The organism is Actinomycetota bacterium (assembly GCA_030774015.1).
GTDB lineage: Bacteria > Actinomycetota > UBA4738 > UBA4738 > JACQTL01 > JALYLZ01.
In genome coordinates, this window is sequence record JALYLZ010000092.1 from 1 (window position 1) to 19,721 (window position 19,721).

18 protein-coding genes, 4 tRNA genes and 1 pseudogene are annotated in these 19,721 nt (G+C 72.5%); 18 read left to right on the forward strand and 5 right to left on the reverse strand.

Going from position 1 to position 19,721, the window contains the following annotated elements; all coding sequences use genetic code 11:
• Positions 1-45 precede the first annotated feature (45 nt).
• On the forward strand, positions 46-1,758 hold the full coding sequence (locus M3Q23_09070) for an NAD+ synthase (GenBank protein ID MDP9342234.1): 1,713 nt from the start codon (positions 46-48) through the stop codon (positions 1,756-1,758).
• 17 nt (positions 1,759-1,775) lie between these two features.
• Here M3Q23_09070 and M3Q23_09075 read toward each other — a convergent pair whose 3' ends face one another.
• On the reverse strand, positions 1,776-2,660 hold the full coding sequence (locus M3Q23_09075; protein ID MDP9342235.1) for an SIMPL domain-containing protein: 885 nt from the start codon (positions 2,658-2,660) through the stop codon (positions 1,776-1,778).
• Positions 2,661-2,790: 130 nt separating this feature from the next.
• On the opposite strand from M3Q23_09075, the gene M3Q23_09080 reads away from it, so the two are divergent.
• Positions 2,791-2,862 (forward strand) — tRNA-Lys (locus tag M3Q23_09080).
• 101 nt (positions 2,863-2,963) lie between these two features.
• On the opposite strand, the gene M3Q23_09085 is transcribed toward M3Q23_09080, so the two are convergent.
• Positions 2,964-4,082, reverse strand: coding sequence for a pyridoxal phosphate-dependent aminotransferase (locus M3Q23_09085; GenBank protein MDP9342236.1), 1,119 nt, complete (start codon positions 4,080-4,082; stop codon positions 2,964-2,966).
• A 121-nt stretch (positions 4,083-4,203) separates the two neighbouring features.
• Here M3Q23_09085 and M3Q23_09090 point away from each other — a divergent pair, with 121 nt between their 5' ends.
• From M3Q23_09090 to M3Q23_09120, 7 genes are all read left to right on the forward strand, one after another.
• Entirely contained in the window at positions 4,204-4,659 is a 456-nt protein-coding gene (locus tag M3Q23_09090) for a sigma-70 family RNA polymerase sigma factor (GenBank protein ID MDP9342237.1), read from the forward strand.
• Positions 4,652-6,289 (forward strand): hypothetical protein, encoded by a 1,638-nt coding sequence (locus M3Q23_09095; GenBank protein ID MDP9342238.1) that lies wholly within the window; start codon positions 4,652-4,654, stop codon positions 6,287-6,289. The genes M3Q23_09090 and M3Q23_09095 overlap by 8 nt, the downstream gene beginning before the upstream one ends.
• 88 nt (positions 6,290-6,377) lie before the next feature.
• A complete protein-coding gene (locus tag M3Q23_09100) occupies positions 6,378-7,187 on the forward strand; it encodes an aldo/keto reductase (GenBank protein ID MDP9342239.1) in 810 nt (269 codons plus the stop codon).
• A gap of 61 nt (positions 7,188-7,248) precedes the next feature.
• Positions 7,249-7,575, forward strand: coding sequence for a DUF192 domain-containing protein (locus tag M3Q23_09105; protein MDP9342240.1), 327 nt, complete (start codon positions 7,249-7,251; stop codon positions 7,573-7,575).
• A gap of 86 nt (positions 7,576-7,661) precedes the next feature.
• Positions 7,662-7,734, forward strand: a tRNA-Glu gene (locus M3Q23_09110).
• A gap of 13 nt (positions 7,735-7,747) precedes the next feature.
• Positions 7,748-7,826, forward strand: a tRNA-Asp gene (locus M3Q23_09115).
• Between the two features lie 47 nt (positions 7,827-7,873).
• Positions 7,874-7,946 (forward strand) — tRNA-Phe (locus M3Q23_09120).
• A 12-nt stretch (positions 7,947-7,958) separates the two neighbouring features.
• Here the strand turns inward: M3Q23_09120 and M3Q23_09125 are convergent.
• Both M3Q23_09125 and M3Q23_09130 read right to left on the reverse strand, forming a co-directional pair.
• Positions 7,959-8,099, reverse strand: a complete 141-nt coding sequence (locus M3Q23_09125) for a BldC family transcriptional regulator (GenBank protein ID MDP9342241.1) — start codon at positions 8,097-8,099, stop codon at positions 7,959-7,961.
• A 192-nt stretch (positions 8,100-8,291) separates the two neighbouring features.
• Positions 8,292-9,101 carry a hypothetical protein gene (locus M3Q23_09130; protein MDP9342242.1) on the reverse strand — a complete coding sequence of 270 codons (810 nt, stop codon included), beginning with the start codon at positions 9,099-9,101 and terminating at the stop codon, positions 8,292-8,294.
• Between the two features lie 178 nt (positions 9,102-9,279).
• Here M3Q23_09130 and M3Q23_09135 point away from each other — a divergent pair, with 178 nt between their 5' ends.
• From M3Q23_09135 to M3Q23_09175, 9 genes are all read left to right on the forward strand, one after another.
• Positions 9,280-10,377: a leucine dehydrogenase gene (locus M3Q23_09135; protein ID MDP9342243.1), complete on the forward strand. Its 1,098-nt coding sequence runs from the start codon at positions 9,280-9,282 to the stop codon at positions 10,375-10,377.
• Positions 10,378-10,416: 39 nt separating this feature from the next.
• Positions 10,417-11,475 carry a pyruvate dehydrogenase (acetyl-transferring) E1 component subunit alpha gene (gene pdhA / locus M3Q23_09140; protein MDP9342244.1) on the forward strand — a complete coding sequence of 353 codons (1,059 nt, stop codon included), beginning with the start codon at positions 10,417-10,419 and terminating at the stop codon, positions 11,473-11,475.
• Entirely contained in the window at positions 11,468-12,442 is a 975-nt protein-coding gene (locus M3Q23_09145; protein ID MDP9342245.1) for an alpha-ketoacid dehydrogenase subunit beta, read from the forward strand. The genes pdhA and M3Q23_09145 overlap by 8 nt, the downstream gene beginning before the upstream one ends.
• The gene (locus M3Q23_09150) at positions 12,442-13,710 is read left to right on the forward strand and encodes a 2-oxo acid dehydrogenase subunit E2 (protein MDP9342246.1); all 1,269 of its coding nucleotides are present in this window, start codon (positions 12,442-12,444) and stop codon (positions 13,708-13,710) included. The genes M3Q23_09145 and M3Q23_09150 overlap by 1 nt, the downstream gene beginning before the upstream one ends.
• Positions 13,707-14,621 (forward strand): cobalamin-binding protein, encoded by a 915-nt coding sequence (locus M3Q23_09155; protein MDP9342247.1) that lies wholly within the window; start codon positions 13,707-13,709, stop codon positions 14,619-14,621. The genes M3Q23_09150 and M3Q23_09155 overlap by 4 nt, the downstream gene beginning before the upstream one ends.
• Positions 14,622-14,632: 11 nt before the next feature.
• Positions 14,633-14,845 (forward strand): hypothetical protein, encoded by a 213-nt coding sequence (locus tag M3Q23_09160; GenBank protein ID MDP9342248.1) that lies wholly within the window; start codon positions 14,633-14,635, stop codon positions 14,843-14,845.
• Between the two features lie 136 nt (positions 14,846-14,981).
• A complete protein-coding gene (locus M3Q23_09165; GenBank protein MDP9342249.1) occupies positions 14,982-16,040 on the forward strand; it encodes a hypothetical protein in 1,059 nt (352 codons plus the stop codon).
• A 218-nt stretch (positions 16,041-16,258) separates the two neighbouring features.
• Complete coding sequence (locus M3Q23_09170) at positions 16,259-17,713, forward strand: cellulase family glycosylhydrolase (GenBank protein ID MDP9342250.1); 1,455 nt, start codon at positions 16,259-16,261, stop codon at positions 17,711-17,713.
• A 68-nt stretch (positions 17,714-17,781) separates the two neighbouring features.
• On the forward strand, positions 17,782-18,573 hold the full coding sequence (locus M3Q23_09175) for a polysaccharide deacetylase family protein (GenBank protein ID MDP9342251.1): 792 nt from the start codon (positions 17,782-17,784) through the stop codon (positions 18,571-18,573).
• A 462-nt stretch (positions 18,574-19,035) separates the two neighbouring features.
• Here M3Q23_09175 and M3Q23_09180 read toward each other — a convergent pair.
• Positions 19,036-19,608: pseudogene (locus M3Q23_09180) on the reverse strand (glycosyltransferase).
• Positions 19,609-19,721: the final 113 nt, after the last annotated feature.

Sequence of the window (19,721 nt, forward strand, 5' to 3'; positions counted from 1 at the left end):
GCTCGGCCCCGCCCCACCGCGTTCCCGGGTCACTAAGCTTTCGTCGTGATCCGCATCGCCCTCGGCCAGATCAACTCCACCGTCGGGGACCTCGACGGGAACGTCGACAAGATGGTCGAGTGGACGGCCCGGGCCACCGAGGCCGGGGCCGACCTGGTCTGCTTCCCCGAGCTGGCGGTCACCGGCTACCCGCCCGAGGACCTGGTGCTGCGGCCCCAGTTCGTGCGGGACAACCTGGAGGCGCTGGAGGACCTGGCTCGCCGAACGGCCGGCGGCTCCGCGGTCCTGACGGGGTTCGTGGACCGGACGGAGCGAGGCCTGCACAACGCGGCGGGGCTCCTGGCCCACGGCGAGGTGGTGGCCCGCTACCACAAGGTGCGGCTGCCGAACTACGGGGTGTTCGACGAGCAGCGCTACTTCGTGCCGGGGGAGGCGGCGTGCCCGGTGCGGCTGGGCTCCTCGGCCCTCGGCATCTCCGTCTGCGAGGACGCCTGGTGGCCGGGTCCACCGTGGGAGCAGTACGCGCGGATGCACGCGGCGGTGATCCCCAACATCAACGGGTCTCCCTACTACCGGGGGAAGAGCATCGAGCGCCTGGACGTGGTGCGGGCCCGGGCAAGGGAGACCGGCGCCTGGATCGTCTACGTGAACGCGGTGGGCGGGCAGGACGAGCTGGTCTTCGACGGCGGCTCGATGGTCGTTGCTCCGAATGGAGATATGAGCTGGCACGCGGCCATGTTCGAGGAGGACCTCCTGGTGGTGGACATCGAGGTGCCGGAGGCTCCCCCGGACTACCCGGGCCCGTCCATCGAGGGCACCGCGAAGCCCGAGCCGCCGGACCCCCGGCGCCCCGCGTGGCCGGGAGGTGTCGAGGAGGTCTATCGCGCCCTGGTGGTGGGGCTGGGCGACTACGTCCGCAAGAACGGGTTCCGCGAGGTGGTGATGGGGTTGTCGGGTGGCATCGACTCGGCCCTGGTGGCCACGCTCGCGGCCGACGCGCTGGGGCCGGGGTGCGTCCGGGCCCTGGCCATGCCCTCGCCGTACTCCTCGGCCGAGAGCGTGGAGGACGCCGTCGACCTGGCCGGCCGCCTGGGCATCCGGCTGGACGAGGTCCGCATCGACGACGTGTTCAAGGCGTACCTGGGTGCGCTGGAGGAGCTGTTCCGGGACACGCCGGAAGGGGTCGCGGAGGAGAACCTCCAGGCCCGCATCCGCGGGAACATGCTGATGGCGCTGTCCAACAAGTTCGGGATGCTGGTGCTGGCCACCGGAAACAAGAGCGAGATGGCCGTGGGGTATTCCACGCTGTACGGCGACCTCGCGGGCGGCTTCGCGCCGATCAAGGACGTCCCCAAGACCCTGGTGTACGAGCTGGCCCGGTGGCGAAACGGCCGGTCCCATCCCGCTCCCATCCCCGAGCGCGTGATCGAGAAGCCCCCGTCGGCGGAGCTCCGGCCGGACCAGCGGGATACCGACTCCCTTCCTCCCTACCAGGAGCTCGACCCCATCATCGAGGCGTACGTGGAGGAGGATCGCTCGCCGGAGGAGATCGTGGCGGCGGGAGCGAACGCGGCACTGGTGGACCGGGTGGTGGCGATGATCGACCGGGCCGAGTACAAGCGCCGGCAGGCTCCGCCGGGGGTCAAGATCACGCCGAAGGCGTTCGGACGGGACCGCCGGCTTCCCATCACGAACGCCTACGGGAGGACCCGTCCCCCCGAGGGGCCCGCCGGCCCGGTCTCCACGCGAGAGGAGTAGACCAGCCCGCCACCGCCCTACTGGAGGGCCCAGACCACCGTCACGGACACCTGGAGCTGCACCGGTCCGGGGTTGACCGGCGTCGTGGCGGCGCCGGCCTCGGGGCCGAAGGCGTACGGGATCGGGGACTGGGCGCCGCCCTCCGTGATGGAGACCACGCCGCCGAGCTTGGCCCCGGCGGCGTCGGCCAGCGCTGCGGCCTGGGACCGTGCGTCCGCCACCGCCTGCTTCAGCGCGTCGGTGAGCCCGCTGTTCGCGTCGGACATCTGGAAGGTGATGCCGTTCTCCACGTTCGCCCCCGCGGCGACCGCGGTGTCGATGGCGGTCCCCACCAGGGACAGGTCGTGGAGCGTGACCGAGATGTCGTTCTCCGCGACGTAGGAGGTGATGGAGGACCCGTCGTTCGAGTAGTTGGGGTTGAGCGTCACCGACGTCGTCGTGATGTCGTCGGACTTGATCCCCAGGTCCTGGAGCGCCTTCATCACCGCGGTCATGCGGGTCGCGTTCTCCTTGAGTGCGTCGGCCGCGTCGGAGGCCTGCGTGCGAACTCCCAGGCCGAGCACGGCCTCGTCGGGCTGGGACGTCACCGTCCCGGTGCCGGTCACCGTGACCGTGTTCGCGCCGCCCGGCACGCCGACCGGCGGGGGGCACGGAGCGTACACGGCGGGGCAGGCGATGGACGGGATGCCGGGAAGGACCCGGACCTGGCTCCCTCCGGACGGCCGGGCCGTCCCGTAGGAAGAGGCGGGGACACTGCCGGTGCCGACCGCACCGATGGCCGGTGCGGTGCTGGAGGTCGCCGGCGCCGTGGGCCGCGCCGGGGAGGCCAGTGATGGAACGACCGCGGCGAGGGTGATCGCCACGGCCGCGATGCCAACCGCGATTCCGATTCGAGCCTTCATGGGCCGCTCCCCTTGGTCAGGACGGGGGTTGGACGCCGCCCCCGGCCGCGACGTTCCCCGCGCGGCCAACGCCTCGTAGCCTTCGCCTTCCGGGCGGGCTCCCGCCGGCCGATACACTGCACACGTTTTCGGGCCGGTAGCTCAGCGGAAGAGCAGGGGGCTTTTAACCCTCGTGTCGCAGGTTCGAACCCTGCCCGGCCCACCCACGGGCCCGGCCCATGCACGCCGCTCCCACCGGTCGGAGAGTTGCCCCCCAGACCGCTGCCGAGACCGAGGCGGCGATCTGCGAGCTGACTCCTCGCCTCAGCCGGCGGCCGCGAGGGCGCGGCGGACGCGGTCACCCAGCGACGCCAGACGCTCCACGGGCTCGTTGCTGAACACGAACCGGACGTGGCGGTCGGCGACCTCGCCGCCCCAGCCGCGCAGGGGCGTGGCGGCGACCTTCTGTGCGAGCAGGCGGTCGGAGAACTCCGTGCATTTCAGCCCCAGGGCCGCGACGTCGAGGAGCAGCGACCACCCGCCCGCCGGACGCGTCACGGGGAGGCCGTCGAGCTGTCGAAGCGTCTCGTCGCGCCGCCGCTGCCATTCGGCGTTCGCGGCCGCCAGGTCCTCGTCGGGCACGCCGAGGGCCACGCGCACGCCGATCTGGGCAAATCCGCTCGGGACCAGGCCGTTGTAGATCTGCACGCGCGAGACGTCGTTCACGAGGTCTCCCGGCGCCACGACCCAGCCGATGCGCCAGGCGATCATGCGCTGCTCGAGCGACGACGAGCCCACCGTGACGGTGCGGTCGCGCATGCCCGGGAGCGCCGCCGGATGCCGGATCGGGAGGCCGTCGAACAGGACTCCCTCGAACCCACCCCAGTAGAGGAGCCACAGATCTCGTTCGCGGCAGATCGAGGCGACGGCGTCCCACTCCCCTTCACTGGCGACCCAGCCGGATGGAAACGAGGCGTTGTTGATGAACACGACGCGCGTGCGGTCGGTGACGGCGGCTCGTAGCGCTTCCGGGTCGAGCCGCCATGCCCCTTCGGCCACGTGCAGTGGCACGAGCCGCGGGACCGCCCCGACCAGCCGGACCCGGTTCACCATCCCCGCGTACGTGGGGTCGGTGAGAACGACCTCGGCACCGGGATCGGTGAGGCAGAAGAGGGCGTCGAGCATCGCATCCCCCTCCCCGCTCGTGATCACGATCTCCCGGCGCCCGTCGTACCGCGGCCCACCGCGGCGCTCGATGTACGCGGCCACGGCCTCCTTCAGGTCGTCGCGTCCGGTGAACGGCAGCCAGCTGTTCGCCTCGTCCTCGCCGATCGCGGCCCTGGTCGCCTCGAGCGCCGCGGCGGGGGGCGGGATGTCGGTGTCCAGGTTCTCCATGCGAAGGACGTCGGGGTCGTCGCCCGCAGCCGCCGCACCATTCAGCATGGAATGAAACCGTCGGGCCGGTAAGCGAGTCGGTGTGGCGGGGACTTGAAGCGTGGGATGAGAGGAGCGGGACGTCACGGACACCGGCTTCGAGGAGCTGTACGAGCGGGAGTTCCCGGCCGTGTACCGCGCGGCGTTCGCCCTGTGCGGCGACCGGGAGCTGGCCCAGGACGCGACGCAGGAAGCGTTCGCCCGGGCGCTGTCGCGGTGGCGGCGGCTTCGGGGCGAGCGGTGGGCGGCCGGCTGGGTCATGACCACGGCGCTGAACGTGGCGCGGCGGTCGCTTCGCCGGAGAGCTCCGACGCCCCAGCCGGTGGAGGCGAGTCCCCGGGCCGACCTGGACCTGTTGCTCGACGTCCGGGGCGCGGTTCGGGCCCTGCCCCGGCGGCAGCAGACCGCCGTGGTCCTGTACTACCTCGCGGGGCTACCGGTTCCCGAGGTGGCCGGCGCGATGGGATGCCGGGAGGGAACGGTGAGGGCGCACCTGGCCAAGGCCCGAGCGTCGCTGGCCCGCGATCTGGGGGACCCGCGACTTCGCCCGGTGCCGGCCCAAGAGAAAGGCGATGGCGATGGCTGAAGGTCACGACGTCCTGACGCGGGAACGGGAGGCGCTGGAGCGGGTTCCCGTCCCGGCTCCTGCCCTGGAGCCGGTTCGTCGCCGGGCCCGCACTCTCCGGCGGAGGCGAGCCGTGGCGACGACGGTGGCCGCCGCGGTGGCGGTGGCCGGGGTCCTGGTGCCGCTCGGGGCGCTTGGGCTGCTTCGTGAGCATCCGGGCAAGCGCCGGACGCCCGTGAACGTGACGACGCCGACGGCGACGCCCTCGCCCGTTCTCGACTTCGACTCCGCTCCCGGCTGGAACGTGGTCCGGACAGACCCGTCGCTGGCCGACCTCCCGGGGGCTCCGCAGGCGTGGGCAGCCAACGTCCCGTTCGCTCCGGGCGACACCACGCCGGGAGTGGGCCAGGTCTACCCGAGTGGCTACCCGGGAGACACCGTCAAGACCGTCCCGCCGGACGGGATCGTGATCATGGCCGAGCTCCCGCTGGAGACCAGGAACGCCCTCCCCTCGAGCGGGAACTTCCCTCCGCGGACCCTTCCGCTCCAGCTCGAGCAGCAGCCGTTCTCGGGATGGGAGGGCCAGGCCCGCGAGGACCTGTCCATGTCGGTGCTGAACGCCTCGGTGAACGGGTGGTGGATCAACGTGACCGCGCTGTTCGGCACGAAGAACCCGAGCGACGCGCTGGTCGCCGAGGCCAACCTGGAGGTGGCCCGCCTGGTGGTCCCGCCTCCACCCGTGACCACCGACGCGTTCGACGAGTTCGGGATCCGCATGGAACGTCCGGCCGGCTGGTACGGGACGCTGACCCAGTGGTCCTCGAGCGTGCCGGTCCTGGAGACGTCGACGGTTCCGATCACCGACCTCTACGACGGGTCCTCGGCGCGCAAGCTGCTCGGCCCGGACGACCTGTTCATCGTCCTGACGGAGAACGACGCGGTGGCGGCCCACTACGAGCCGGTCGCGCTCCCCATCTCCATCCGCCCCGAGGACGCCTGTCCGACCTGCGAGGTGAGCGACGACGGCACGTCGCCGCCGCCCGGCCACACCCTCTTCTACCGGGCGTTCGCCACCTCCGGCCGGGAGTTCGCGCTGTGGGTCGAGTTCGGGACGGCGAGCGTGTCGGCCGACCAGCTGGCTCGGGCCAACGAGGTGCTGGCCACGCTCCAGATCGACCCTCCGCCCTCGCCCCGGTGGACCCAGCCCCCTGTCAGCCCCGCGCCGCAGGCGCCCGTCTCGGTGAACCTGCCGGCGGGCTGGGTGGAGCGCCAGGACCCGGTCCCGAGCGCCTCCGACCCGCGAGTGGTGGCGGCGTGGGGGACGTGGGACTTCCCCGCCGGCGGCGAGTGCGGCCCCGAGCCGGCACTGCGGGCCCTGCCCGCCGGCGGAGCGCTCGTGTGGGTGGACGAGTACGCCGACCCCGGGAACAAGGGGGACTTCGAGGCCGGCGGGCCGCCTCCCTCGATCGACCTCCAGACCCCTCCCGACCGGTGGCAGTGCGCGTCCGCGGCACCGTCACGCGCCTACCTGTTCTCCGACGCCGGGCGCTACTTCGAGATGCACGTGGCCCTGGGGCCGGACGTGGCGGCGGACACCGTCGGGCAGGCGGAACAGATGATGGCGAGCTTCACCGCCGCGCCCGCCCCGTAGGGACTCGGCGCCTTCGCGGCGCTCGGGATGCGGCCCGGCCGGCGCTTGGAATGCGGTCCAGCCGCGCAGGGCAGAATGCATCCACGTGATGGAGCGGAGGAAGCTGGGCGCGAGCGGTCCCGAGGTGCCCGTGGTCGGCCTGGGCACGTGGCAGACGTTCGACCTTCCGGCCGAGCGGCAACCGGTGGCCGATGCCGTGGTCGAGGCCGTGCTGGAGGGCGGCGGGCCGTTCGTGGACTCCTCGCCCATGTACGGGCGGGCGGAGGCGGTGCTCGGGCAGGCCCTCGGCGACCGCAGGGCCGAGGTCGTGGTCGCCACCAAGATCTGGGCGCGGTCGGTGGAGGAGGGCCGGGAACAGCTGGCGGCGCAGCTCCGGTACTTCGGTGGACGGATCGAGCTGGAACAGGTGCACAACCTGGTGGCGTGGCGAGAGCAGCTCAACTGGCTGGAGCGGGAGCGGGACCGAGGCGTGATCGCCCTGCTCGGAGCCACGCACTGGAGCGCCTCGGCGTTCGGCGAGCTGGCGGCCGTGATGCGATCGGGCCGGATCCAGGCCGTCCAGATCCCGTACAGCCCGTTCGAGCGCGAGGCCGAGCGGGAGGTCCTTCCGCTGGCGGAGGAGCTGGGGCTCGGCGTGGTGGTGATGCGCCCGTTCGGGGAGGGCTCGCTGCTCCCCGGGCCGAGCGGCGAGGCGCTGGGTCCGCTCGAGCCGTTCGGGGTCCTCACCTGGACCCAGGCCCTGCTCAAGTGGATCCTGTCCGATCGCCGGGTCCACGTGGCCATCCCGGCCACCCGGAGCCCCGGGCACGCCCGGGAGAACTTGGCGGCGGGCGCGCCGCCGTGGTTCGGGCCGGAGGAGCGGGCGCTGGTGGAGCGGCTGGCCGCGGGCCTCCGCTGACGGCATGCCGATCGTGTCAGTGGGGGGTGCTACGGTCCTGACGGTCGTGATCCGTCGCACCATGCTCGACACCCGAGGTCGCCGCTGGGAGGTCGAGGTGCCTCAGACCGCCCGGGAGCGGATCCGGGGGCTGCTGGGCCGTGACAGCCCCCCGCCGGGGCACGCGATGCTGTTCGTCCGGACCCGATCGGTGCACACGGTCGGGATGCGGTTCGCCATCGACGTGGCGTTCCTCGACGCGTCCCTGCGCGTGATCGCCGTGCGCACGATGCGGCCGGGCCGGCTCTCATTGTGGCCGCGGGGGACCCGGCACGTCCTGGAGTGCGCCGCCGGGGCCGGGCCGCGCGAGGGAGACCGCCTGGTGCCGGTGGAGCCGGACGGGACCTGAGATAACGCCCGCTGATCGGGGACCTCGGGCGGCGATATACTCGGTCGGCCGCCGCCAGGTCGGGCCGGGGGAAGCCCGAAATCCGAGCCCCCATCGTCTAGCGGCCCAGGATACCGCCCTTTCAAGGCGGCGACGCGGATTCGAATTCCGCTGGGGGCACGCAATCGAATATGGTCCCGTGGAGCAGCTTGGCCGTGCTCGCCACCCTGTCAAGGTGGAGGTCGCGGGTTCGAATCCCGTCGGGACCGCCAGCATCGTGGACGCGCCGTGCCCGAGGGCGACCGGGCGGGGCGGGTGGGGCGAGGTAGCTCAGTTGGCAGAGCACGCGGCTGAAAACCGCGGTGTCGGCAGTTCGATTCTGCCCCTCGCCACTTCAGGGATCGTCAGGACCGGGACGTGGACCCGTCGATGAGGTTGCGTATCTCGCTCTCGCGGTAGCGGCGATGGCCTCCCAGCGTCCGGATCGAAGACAGCTTCCCCGCTTTGGCCCACCGGGTCACGGTCTTCGGATCGACCCGGAACATGCTCGCCACTTCCGCCGGCGTGAGCAGCTTCTCCGTGATCTCCTGCGTCTTCACCCGTCCCCCTCCTCCGCCCCCAGTTCGCTTGTACCGCTTATGCGCCATTATGACGCGAACGTGCCCTCTGGGACAAGGAAGAAAAGAGGCGCTTTCGTCCGATTCGCGAAGCTGCCCCGGAAGCCGGGGATGAAGGGGTCAGTTGAGCGATTCGTGGCTCCGGACCTCGGCCCACCGCCCGGTCACGGACTGGTACAGCTCCGCGGCCTGGGCCAGGTCGCCGGCCCGAAGCGCGCTCACCGACTCCTGGACCTCCCGGACGCTGTGGTCGTTGTCCAGCTCGTCCCACCCGAACAGGTTGGACACGCCCGCGTAGTCGAGCTCCAGGACCGAGCGGTGGTCGAACGACGCCAGCCACCGGCCGAGGTCGCCCACCAGGTCCGAGAGCGGCGCGAGCTCGGAGCGCCGGAGCGCCGACAGCGCCCCGTCCACGCGCTTGCGCGCCGTGGGGACCTGCGTCACGTACGTCAGGCGGAACCCGTCCGGGGTCTCCGCCAGGCGGCGCTCGTCGTCGGCGAACAGCACGAACCACCGGATGGGCACGTGCCAGGGGCTCTGGAGCATGAACGGCACGGCCTTGGGCTGGCGCCGGCGCATCCGGGCCAGCTCCCGGGCTGCCCGCCTGGCCTCGGCCTCGGGCACGAACGCGTCCACCATCTCCGGCGCCGCGGACTCCCGGAGGGACAGCAGGCTGGCCAGCTCCCGCAGGCGCGTCCGCCAGGGACAGACGTAGTACGAGCCGTCGATCAGCCGGACGTCCGCGTGATCGCCCTCGGCCGAGGACAGCAGCCCGATACGGCCCTGCGGGACGGCGGAACGCTCGCGGTAGATCGGACGGGACGGACGGGCCCGCCCGCCGGCCACGATGTAGCGCTCCCAGTGTCCGCGCTCCTCGGTCGGGAACGCCTCCAGGGGCTGGAACACTCGAAGGTACGCGCAGGGAAACATCCGCGCGCATTATAGGAGTGCAGACTCCCCCGTCCAGAGGCCGGCTTCCGGCGCGAACCGGTGGTCCGCGGGCGCGATCGGATATAGTTGAGGCCGTTCCACACCGGCGTCCCCGCCTTCCCGGAGGCCCCGTGCCGCGCTCGAGCGACATGGAAATCGATCGGCCCGCAGCGAACTGATGGGGGTATTCGAAGCGCTCGGCGAGGAGTTCGAACAGGTCGTCTTCTTCCACGATCAACCCTCCGGGCTCCGGGCCATCATCGCCATCCACTCCACGGCCCTGGGGCCGGCTCTCGGCGGGACGCGCTTCTACCCGTACCCCTCCGAGGACGATGCGCTGCGCGACGTGCTCCGCCTGGCCCGAGGCATGACCTACAAGGCCGCGGCGGCCGGGCTGGACCTGGGCGGCGGCAAGGCCGTGATCATCGGCGATCCCAAGCGCATCAAGACGGAGGAACTGCTGCGGGCCTACGGCCGGTTCATCGACACGTTGCGGGGCCGCTACATCACGGCGGAGGACGTCGGCACCACCGGCGAGGACATGGACGTCGTGCGCCGGGAGACCCGCAGCGTCACCGGCGTGTCGCCGGCCCTGGGCGGATCGGGCGACCCCTCGCCGGTCACCGCGTTCGGCGTGTTCAAGGGACTCATCGCGTGCGCGGAGGAGGTGTGGAGGGACTCCTCCCTGGCGGGCAGGCGCGTGGCCGTGCAGGGCGTGGGGAAGGTCGGCTACCACCTGGTGAAGCTGCTGACGGAGGCGGGCGCCACCGTCGTGGCCTCGGACGTCGACGTGGACGCCGTGGCCCGCGCGGTTCGCGAGTTCGGCGTGGACACCGCGGACCCGGACAAGATCCACGCCGAGGAGTGCGACGTCTTCGCGCCGTGCGCGCTGGGAGGAGTGATCCGCGACGACACCATCCCCTCGCTGAAGTGCCGGGTGGTGGCGGGGTCGGCCAACAACCAGCTCGAGCGGCCGGAGCACGGGTCGGCTCTCCGCGAAGCCGGCATCCTGTACGCGCCCGACTACGTGATCAACGCGGGCGGCCTGATCAACGTGGCGGACGAGCTCCGGGGCTACGACCGCGAGCGGGCCATGGGCCGGGTGGAGGCCATCTACCGGACCCTCCGCGAGGTCTTTTCCATCGCGCGGGAGCACGACGTCCCCACCAACGAGGCCGCCGACCGGTTCGCGCTTGCCCGGATCGAGCGCATCACCAGGCTCCGCCGGTACTGGGTGCCCGGGCGGTCCTCCGCTGGACCCCGTGCGGTGTGGTGAGCAACCCCTAGACTCCCTCCGTCCGGCATGGAGAGCACGATGGAACCCGAAACCCCCTATCGCGTGATCGGCGACGACGACTCCGCGTCCGTCGACCCCGCCGACCTCGGCCTGAAGGACGAGGACCTCCGGGAGCTGTATCGGCTCCTGCTGCTGACGCGGCGGGCCGACCTGGAGGCCACCGCGCTCCAGCGACAGGGCGAGTTGGCCGTGTACCCGCCCCTGATCGGCCAGGAAGCGGCGCAGGTCGGGAGCGCGTTCGCGCTGGGGCCGGCCGACTACATCTTCCCGTCGTACCGGGAGCTGGGGGCCGCGCTGGTGCGGGGGGTCGACCTGGTCCAGTACCTGCACTTCTACCGGGCCACCTGGCACGGCGGGACGTACGACCCCACCGAGCACCGGTTCGGGATGGTGTCGGTGCCCGTCGGCTCGCAGACCCTGCACGCGGTGGGATACGCGCTCGGGCTGAAGCTCGACGGGAAGCCCGACTGCTCGCTGGTGTACTTCGGGGACGGTGCGACCTCGGAGGGCGACGTCCACGAGGCGTTCGGCTTCGCCGCGGTGTTCGGCGCCCCCGTGGTGTTCTTCTGCCAGAACAACCACTGGGCCATCTCGGTCCCGGTGGAGCGCCAGACCGTCGCGCCCATCTGGAAGAAGGCAGGGGCGCACGGGTTCCCCGGCGTCCAGGTGGACGGCAACGACGTGCTGGCCGTGTACCAGGTGACGAAGGAGGCGGCGACCCGAGCCCGCGAGGAGGGCACGCCGACGCTCATCGAGGCGGTGACGTACCGGCTGGGCCCGCATTCCACGGCGGACGACGCCGGCCGGTACCAGCCGGCCGAGGAGATCGAGCGGTGGAAGGCCCTCGATCCCCTGGAGCGATACCGGCGGTTCCTGGAAGCGCGTGGCCTCCTCGACGACGGGTTCGCCGAGGCATGCGAGCAGGAAGCCAAGGACGCCATGGCCCGGTTGAGGGAGGGCGTGCTGTCGTCGGCGCCGCGGCCGGTGGAGGAGTTGTTCCAGTGGGTGTTCGAGGGTGAGCTGCCGCAGCACCTCCAGCGCCAGCGCGACGAGGTCGTGGGGGACGGCGATGGCTGAGCTGACCATGGTCGGCGCGCTGAACCAGGCCCTCCGGGACTCGCTGCGGGACGACGAGCGGGTGCTGGTGCTGGGCGAGGACGTGGGCAAGCTCGGCGGGGTGTTCCGGGTCACGGACCGGCTCCAGGACGAGTTCGGGACGGAACGCGTCTTCGATACGCCGCTGGCCGAATCCGCCATCGCCGGCGTGTCGCTGGGCCTGGCCCTGGCCGGCTGGCGTCCGGTGGCCGAGATGCAGTTCGACGGGTTCTCCTACCCCGCCCTGGACCAGGTGATCTCGCACATCGCAAAGTACCGCTACCGGTCGCGGGGGCGCCAGGGGGTGCCGGTGGTGATCCGCATCCCGTTCGCCGGGGGGATCGGCGCGGCAGAGCACCACTCGGAGAGCCCGGAGACCTACTACGCGCACACCGCCGGGCTGAAGGTGGTGGTGCCGTCCTCGCCCCTCGACGCCTACAACCTGCTGGTCCGATCGATCCGGGACCCGGACCCGGTGATCTTCCTGGAACCGAAGAGCCGGTACTGGTCCAAGGAGTCCGGCGAGCCGTCCGCGGACGGGCCGCCCATCGGCGCGGCGCGGGTGGTCCGCGAGGGCAGCGACTGCACCATCGTGGCCTACGGGGCGATGGTGGCGCGGTCGCTCGGCGCGGCGGCGCGCCTGTCCGACGAGGGCGTCGAGGCGGAGGTGCTGGACCTCCGGACGCTGGTGCCGCTGGACGTCCGGGCGCTGGCGGACTCGGTCCGGCGCACGGGGCGGGCGGTGGTGGTGCACGAGGCGCCGCTCACCCTGGGGATGGGCGCCGAGGTGTCCGCGCGGATCATGGAGGAGGCGTTCGACCACCTGGAGGCCCCGGTCATCCGGGTGACCGGCTACGACACGCCGTACCCGCCGGCCACGCTGGAGGAGCACTACCTCCCCACCGTGGACCGCATCGCGCGGGCGGTCCGGCGGACGGTCGAGTACTGATGGCGGCGAAGGACTTCCTGCTCCCCGACCTCGGCGAGGGGCTGGAGGAGGCCGAGGTCGTGACGTGGCGGGTCTCGGAGGGCGACCGCGTGGAGCTCAACCAGCCGCTGGTCGAAGTGAACACGGCGAAGGCCCTGGTGGAGATCCCCTCGCCGTTCGGAGGCGTCGTGGCCAAGCTGCACGCGGCCGAGGGCGACGTGGTGAAGGTGGGGGCGCCGCTGGTGACGATCGAGGTGGAGGAGGCCGGTGGTTCGGCTGGCTCGGCAGGAGCGGCCCCGGCGGCCACGCCCGCGAAGGAGGCACCCACGCCCGACGCCCCGAAGCGGCGGCCGGTGCTGGTCGGCTACGGCGTGGCGGAGGAGGAGCCGGAGCCTCGTCCCGCCGCGGCCGGCCGCCGCCGGGAGGGCACCGGACCCGTTCCTGCCTCGCCGCCGGTGCGCCGGCTGGCCAAGGATCTCGGCGTCGACCTCGCGGCGGTACCGGGGACGGGGCCGGGGGGCCGGGTCACCCGGGAGGACGTGGAGAAGGCCGCCGGCGCGGCGACGGCAGGAGCCGAAGCGGCAGCGCCGGGTGGCGAGGCCGAGCGTATCCCCGTCCGGGGGACCCGGCGGCTCATCGCCGAGCACATGGCCCGGTCCGCTCGCGAGATCCCCCACGTCACCACCTTCCTGACGGTGGACGCCCACTGGCTGGAGGAGTTCCGGCGCGACGTCGCCGGGGGGTCCGACGCGCGCATCAGCCCGCTTCCGGTCATCGTGCGGGCCCTGACGGAGGTCGTGCGCGAGCACCCCAAGCTGAACGCGAGCTTCGACGCCGAGCGAAGCGAGATGGTCCTGTACCGCGACTGCCACGTGGGCATCGCCAGCGACACCGACGCGGGCCTGCTGGTCCCGGTGGTGAGGGACGCCGGACGCAAGAGCATCCTGGAGATCGCCGCCGAGATCGGCTCGCTGTCGCAGGCCGCCCGGAAGGGAACCATCGGGCCGGACCGGATGGCCGGCGGGACCATCACCGTGACCAACGTGGGGACGTTCGGCTCGGAGTTCGGCACGCCGATCATCAACTTCCCGCAGGCGGCCATCCTGGCGGTCGGCGTCATCGAACCTCGGGCGCTGGTGGTGGACGGTGAGGTGGCGGTTCGCCCGGCCATGACGCTCTCGCTCTCGTTCGACCATCGCCTGCTGGACGGCGCGGAGGCCGGACGGGCCCTGCGCGACCTGGGGCAGTTCCTGGAGAGCCCGTTTCGCCTGGGATCACTTCCCCGGTGAAGATCGTCTCGCTGCTCCCCTCGGGCACGGAGATCGTGTTCGCGCTGGGCCTGGGCGATCAGCTGGAAGCGGTCACGGACGAGTGCGACTACCCCGCGGAGGCCCGCGACAAGCCGGTGGTGTCGCGGTCCGCGCTCCCCGCCGGCCGTCCGCTGTCGGCTCGGGAGATCGATGACGCCGTGCGGGCCAGGATGGACCAGAAGGACCCGCTGTACCTGCTGGACAAGGCCCTGATCCAGCGGATCCAGCCCGACGTCATCCTGGCCCAGGACCTGTGCCGCGTCTGCGCGGTGCCGAGCGGTCAGGTGGAGGACGCGCTGGCCGAGCTGGGGGTCACCTCGAAGGTGCTGTCGCTCGACCCGAACACGCTGGAGGAGGTCCTGGACACGATCTCCACGGTGGGGCGGCTGCTGGGAGCGGAGGATCGAGCCGGGGAGCTGGTCTCGTCGCTCCGGCAGCGCGTGGAGCGGATCCGGCGGACCGCGCTGGGCGTCCCCTCAGTTCGGGCCCTGGCCCTGGAGTGGTCCGATCCGCCGTTCGTGGGGGGGCACTGGATCCCCGACATGGTGGAGATCGCCGGGGGCACCAACCTGCTCTCGGAGAGGGGCCAGCCCTCGCGCCAGGTGACGTGGAAGCAGATCGCGGACTCGACGCCCGAGGTCGTCGTGTTCATGCCCTGCGGCTACTACCTGGACGAGGCGGAGGACGAGGCGCTCCGGCTGTTCGGGAACCCCGACTTCGCGAACACGCCGGCCGCGCGGGAGGGAAGCGTGTTCGCGGTGGACGCGTCGGCGTACTTCTCGCGGCCGGGGCCGCGCATCGTGGACGGGCTGGAGACCCTGGCCTGGGCGGTGCACCCGGAGGCTTACCCGGAGCCGTCCCCCGACGCGATCGTCCGGGTCGAGCGGTAGGCTTCGGTCCGATGCCCACGCCATCGCAGAACTACGTGTCGCCCGACGACGTCGGGAAGCGCGTGACGTTCCAGTTCGAGCTTCCGAACGGCTACCTGGGGGAGGCCGTGGGGACCCTCGAGGCGTACGACCGGGCCGCCGAGACCTACCTGGTGCGCAACCGCCGGCAGGAGCTGGTGCGCGTGCCGTCGCGCGGCGTCCGGTTCGGCCGCGTGGTGAGCTGAACCCGAGCCCGGGCCGGGCCGGGCCGGCTCCGCTCGGTGGATCCCTCCGCCTGCGGGCCTAGCCCGTACCTCAAGTTGTCGTTCCATTTGGCCGAGGCCAATATCTGGTGCCGACGTCGAGGAGCCGAACGAACGCATGAGCAACCAGCCGCCGGGGATGGGCCGTGGCCTGTTCGGCTACCGGCGGACCTCCGTCAACCAGGCCATCTCCGACCGCGACATCCTCGTCCGCCAGGCCGAGAACCGAGCCGAGGCCGCCGAGCGCCGGGCGGCCGCCACGGAGGAGCAGCTCACCGCCGCGGCGGACCGGCTGAAAGCCCACGAGGCCGAGCTGGGCAGGGTGCGGGGGCAGCTCGAGAGCACCGCCGAGGCCGCCAGGGGGGCCCAGGCGCAGGGCGAGGCCGCGCGGACGCTCCAGGCCCAGCTCCAGTCGGCCCTCCAGCAGCATGCGGAGCTCCAGGCAGGCTTCCAGGCAGCGCGCCAGCGTGAGGCCAGGTTCGCGGCGGAGCTGCAAGCCGGGCGCCAGCGCGAGGCCCGGCTGGCGGAGGAGGTCCAGGAGGGGCTCCAGCGCGAGGCGGATCTTCGGGCTCGGATGGAGGCGGTTCCGCACGTCGAGCCCCCGCCCCGGCCGGACCGGCCGGACTCGGACACGGTGAGCGAGGAAGTGTCGAGGATCCTGAAGTCCGCCGAGGAGTCCGCCGCCCAGATCACGGAACGGGCCAGGACGGCCGCCGAGCAGCGCATGGCCGAGGCCGAGGCGTCGGCCACGCAGCTGATGGAACGGGCCGGCGCGCTCGCCGAGCAGCGACTGGCCACCGCCGATGCCCGGTTGGCGGAGGCCGAGCGCCGCATGGCCGAGGCCGAGCTCCACTGGCGCGAGCTCCGGGCCGCCATGGCCAGCTTCTCCGTGTGGAAGGACAGCCTGGGGGCGTCGCTGGCGGACTTCCACGGCCGGGTGGAGCAGATGCGTTCGGAGGTCTCCGAGATCCCGGACCGCATCCGGACGGCGTTCGCGCCCCTGGCCGAGGCGGCGGCCTCGGCGGAGGAGGGCATCGACGCGATCCAGCGCGAGTGGACCCCACCGCCCATCCCCGCCCCCACGGCGTGGCTGGCCCCGGAGCCCGGCCCTGCGGCGGACGAGCAGCTCGAAGGCCCGGAGCAGACGGACCAACCGTTCCTGGAGGGTTCGGAGTAGGTCTCCGGAGGCCGGCCGCTCCGCTGAGCAGCCGGTCGGCCCGGAGGCGCCGCGCCGCGGCCGATCTCCCCCGGCACACGGAAGGTACCGGTCGGTGTACCCCGACGGCTCCGGGGGGTACGCCGATGGCCCTACACCCCCGTTGACCAGCCCATCTTTGTCTCGGAATCGCCGTTTCGGGTCAAGGAGGCAGGCACTTCGCACCGACCGGAAAGGTAATGCATGCCGTTCGCCCCACCACGTTCAGGACCGCTCGCCGGATCGCCGCCCTGGCCGTCACGGCCACCCTCGTCATCGGGCTCCAGGTGGCCCGTTCGGCCCCGGCGCTGGCGGCCCCCCGGTCTTCCGTCGCCGCGGCCCTTCCCGCGGTGGGGGTGAACTTCCACGGCGCGTGGAGCGACTACACCGACCAGCAACGCACGGATGTCGCGGACAAGCTGGCGGCCGCCCACGTGGGGTGGGTTCGCATCGACATCGGCTGGTCGGCCCTGGAGGAGTACTGCCGCGGCTGTTACAGCCAGTGGTACGTCGACGACGTCGACGCCGCGGTGAACGCGGCCGTGGCCAAGGGGCTGAAGGTCTTGGCCGTGCTGTGGTGGACCCCCACCTGGGCCAACGGCGGGGCCGGGCTCTCCACGCCGCCCACCAATACCGCCGACTACGCCGACGCCGCGAAGTGGGCAGCCCAGCACTGGGCGGGGCGGGTCTCGGCGTGGGAAGTGTGGAACGAGCCCAACGAGAGCTACTTCTGGAACGGCACCGCCGGCCAGTACGTCGGCCTGCTGAAGGCCGCGTACCCGGCGTTCAAGGCCGGCGACCCGAAGGCCCAGGTCGTGCTGGGCGGAACAGCGTACAACGACACCACGTGGCTCCAGTCGATGTACAAGGCCGGTGGCAAGCGGTACTTCGACGTCCTGGCCACCCACCCCTACCAGGGACAGGCCGACCTCCCGCCGGAGACCCCCGACACCGACGGCACGGACATCTGGCTGATGTCGCACGTAGCGGCGGTCCACGCGCTGATGGAGAAGATGCGGGACGGGGCCAAGCCCATCTGGTTCACCGAGTTCGGCTGGTCCGCGCACCCCAACTCGGGAACCGAGCAGCCGTGGAACCTGGGAGTGACCGCCGCGCAGCAGGCCGACTACCTGACCCGGGCCATCGCCTACGTCGGCCAGAACTTCCCCTACGTCAAGAACGTGTTCTGGTACAACGACCGCGACACCGACGAGGGCAGCCCGCAGCAGGACAACTTCGGCCTCCTCACCCACAGCCTCGACACCACGACCGCCTACACCGCGCTCCAGGGCTACCTGGGGTCCAACACGACGGCGTCGACGGGACACACCCACTCGCACGGCCCGGCCGCCGCGGCGTGCACGATCGTGGGGACGGCCGGACCGGACGTGCTGACCGGCACCAACGGTGACGACGTCATCTGTGGCGGTGGCGGCGACGACGTCATCGCGGGCCGCGGAGGCGACGACGTGATCCGGGGCGGCGCCGGGGCCGATCGATTGACGGGCGGCGGCGGCTCGGATCAGCTGCTCGGCGGGGGCGGCTCCGACGTGCTGGTCGGGAAGGACCACGTCGGCGGCAACGACACGGTCGCCGGCGGCTCCGGCCCCGACACCTGCACGATCGACGCCGGCGACGCTTCTTCCGGCTGCTGAAGGGGGGCGAGCCGCTTCCCCGGGTGACGGCGGAGCCCCGTGTAGACTCCGCGGCCGAGGCCGCCCGAATGTCCCCCGCCCCGCTCGTGCTCATGTATCACGGCTTCGGCACCCGGACCCCGGATGCCGACCCACAGAACCTGTTCGTCCCCGTGGCCGACTTCGAACGCCACCTCCGCCTGATCCGCCGTCTCTACCGACCCCTCGACCTCGACGCCTACCTGGCCGGGTGGGACCGGGGACGGTGGCCGGTGCGATCCGTGCTGGTGACCATGGACGACGGATACGTGTCCACCCTCGATGACGCCGCGCCGCTGCTGGAGCGCTACGGCGTGCCGGCGGTGGCGTTCGTGTGCCCCGGCCGCTTCGGGAGCGCGTCCGAGTGGATGGTCCAGTCGGGCGGGGAGCCGCTGCTCACGGCGGAGCAGGTCAAGGAGCTTCCGGAGTACGGGGTCGAGGTCGGCGTGCACGGGATGGACCACACCACGCTGCCGGGGCTGACCGACGAGGAGCTGTACGCCCAGGTCGTGCGGTCCCAGGACGAGCTGGCCGCCGTGCTGGGGACCACGCCGCGGGCGTTCGCCTATCCCGAGGGCAAGTTCGACGACGCCGCCGTCCGGGCCGTCCGCGACGCCGGCTACGCCGTGGCGTTCTCGGTGCAGGAGGGAAGCGGGCGGTTCACCGTGCCCAGGAGGGCCATCAACACCCGGGACTCTGCCGTGACCTTCGGGGTGAAGCTCCTGCCGGGGTACGCGCGACTGGAACGGATGTCAGCCGGTCGCCCCGGGATCCGCCGGCTGGCGGCGCGCTTGGCCCGGCAACGGCCCGGTCCGGGAGGAGGATGGGGCGGCACCAGCTGAGCCGTTTCCGGCCGGGGTGGCGCCCAACCCGGCGGCCGGACGGACATCGGCCCCGGGATGCGCGGCGCGTTCCTGGGGACGGGGAGCGCGGTCCTCCACACCGGCGACGCCCCACCGGGCCAGCAGTCCCCGGACGCACCCGGCCGCCTTGGCCAGGTCCTTGAGGGCGATGGCGAACGGCGACAGCGCCGCGACCGCCACCGGCTGCGGCCGGCGGGCGGCCCGCTTCCACGGCCGCCACAGGTGGAACAAGGCCCCGGCGCCGAGGGCCAGCCTGGCTCCCCTTCCGCCCCGCAGCGCCAGCGCGGCCGCTCCGGCGTACGCGGCGACCCGCGCCAGGTCCCGCCCGACCAGGGTGGGGTCCCCGGACACGCCGCTGCCGATCCCGTAGCGGTAGAACATCCGCGCGGTCGAGCCCACCGTGGGCCGCTGGAACCACGTCACCTCGGCGTCCGCCGAGAGCACGACCGGGCCGCCCGATGCCGCGACGCTGCGGCCGAACGTGAAGTCCTCCCCCGTCGCCATGTGCTCGGGGAAGCCGCCCGCCGCTTCCCACGCTCTCTTCGACACCGCCATGGACCGGCCGGTGGGGAGCGCGGGGTCCCATACCCAACCCATGAACCTGGCCACCGCCGGGACCAGCGGCGACGGCGCCCGGGCCTCCTCGGGGTCCCGGTAGCCGGAGACGGCCATGGCCGACTCCCACGGCGTCGTGGCGGCGGCCCGGAACGTGCCGGTGACCAGCACGGGGGGCGGGTCCTCGGAGAACGCGGCCCGGAGCGCCTCCAGCCACCCCGGCTGGGGGACGCACCCCGCGTCGGTGAACGCGACGACGGAGTGGCGGGCCTCGCGGACCCCGGCGTTGCGTCCTTCCGAGATGTTGGTCCCGTCCGCGACCAGCACCCGGATTCGCGGGTCGCGCTCCGCCCACCGGGCCATCCGCTGGACGGTGTCGTCCCCCGATCCCCCGTCCACCGCCACCAGCTCGTCGTCCTCCCGAAGCTGGGGCAGGAGCGCCTCCAGCAGCCGGTCCACCACCGGGCCCTCGTCCAGCACGGTGGTGACCACGGAGACAGCCGGCCCGCCGGCCAGGCCGGCACCGGGCCGGGCGGCGACCGCCGAGAGCGTTCGAGCCAGCAGCGAGGCGC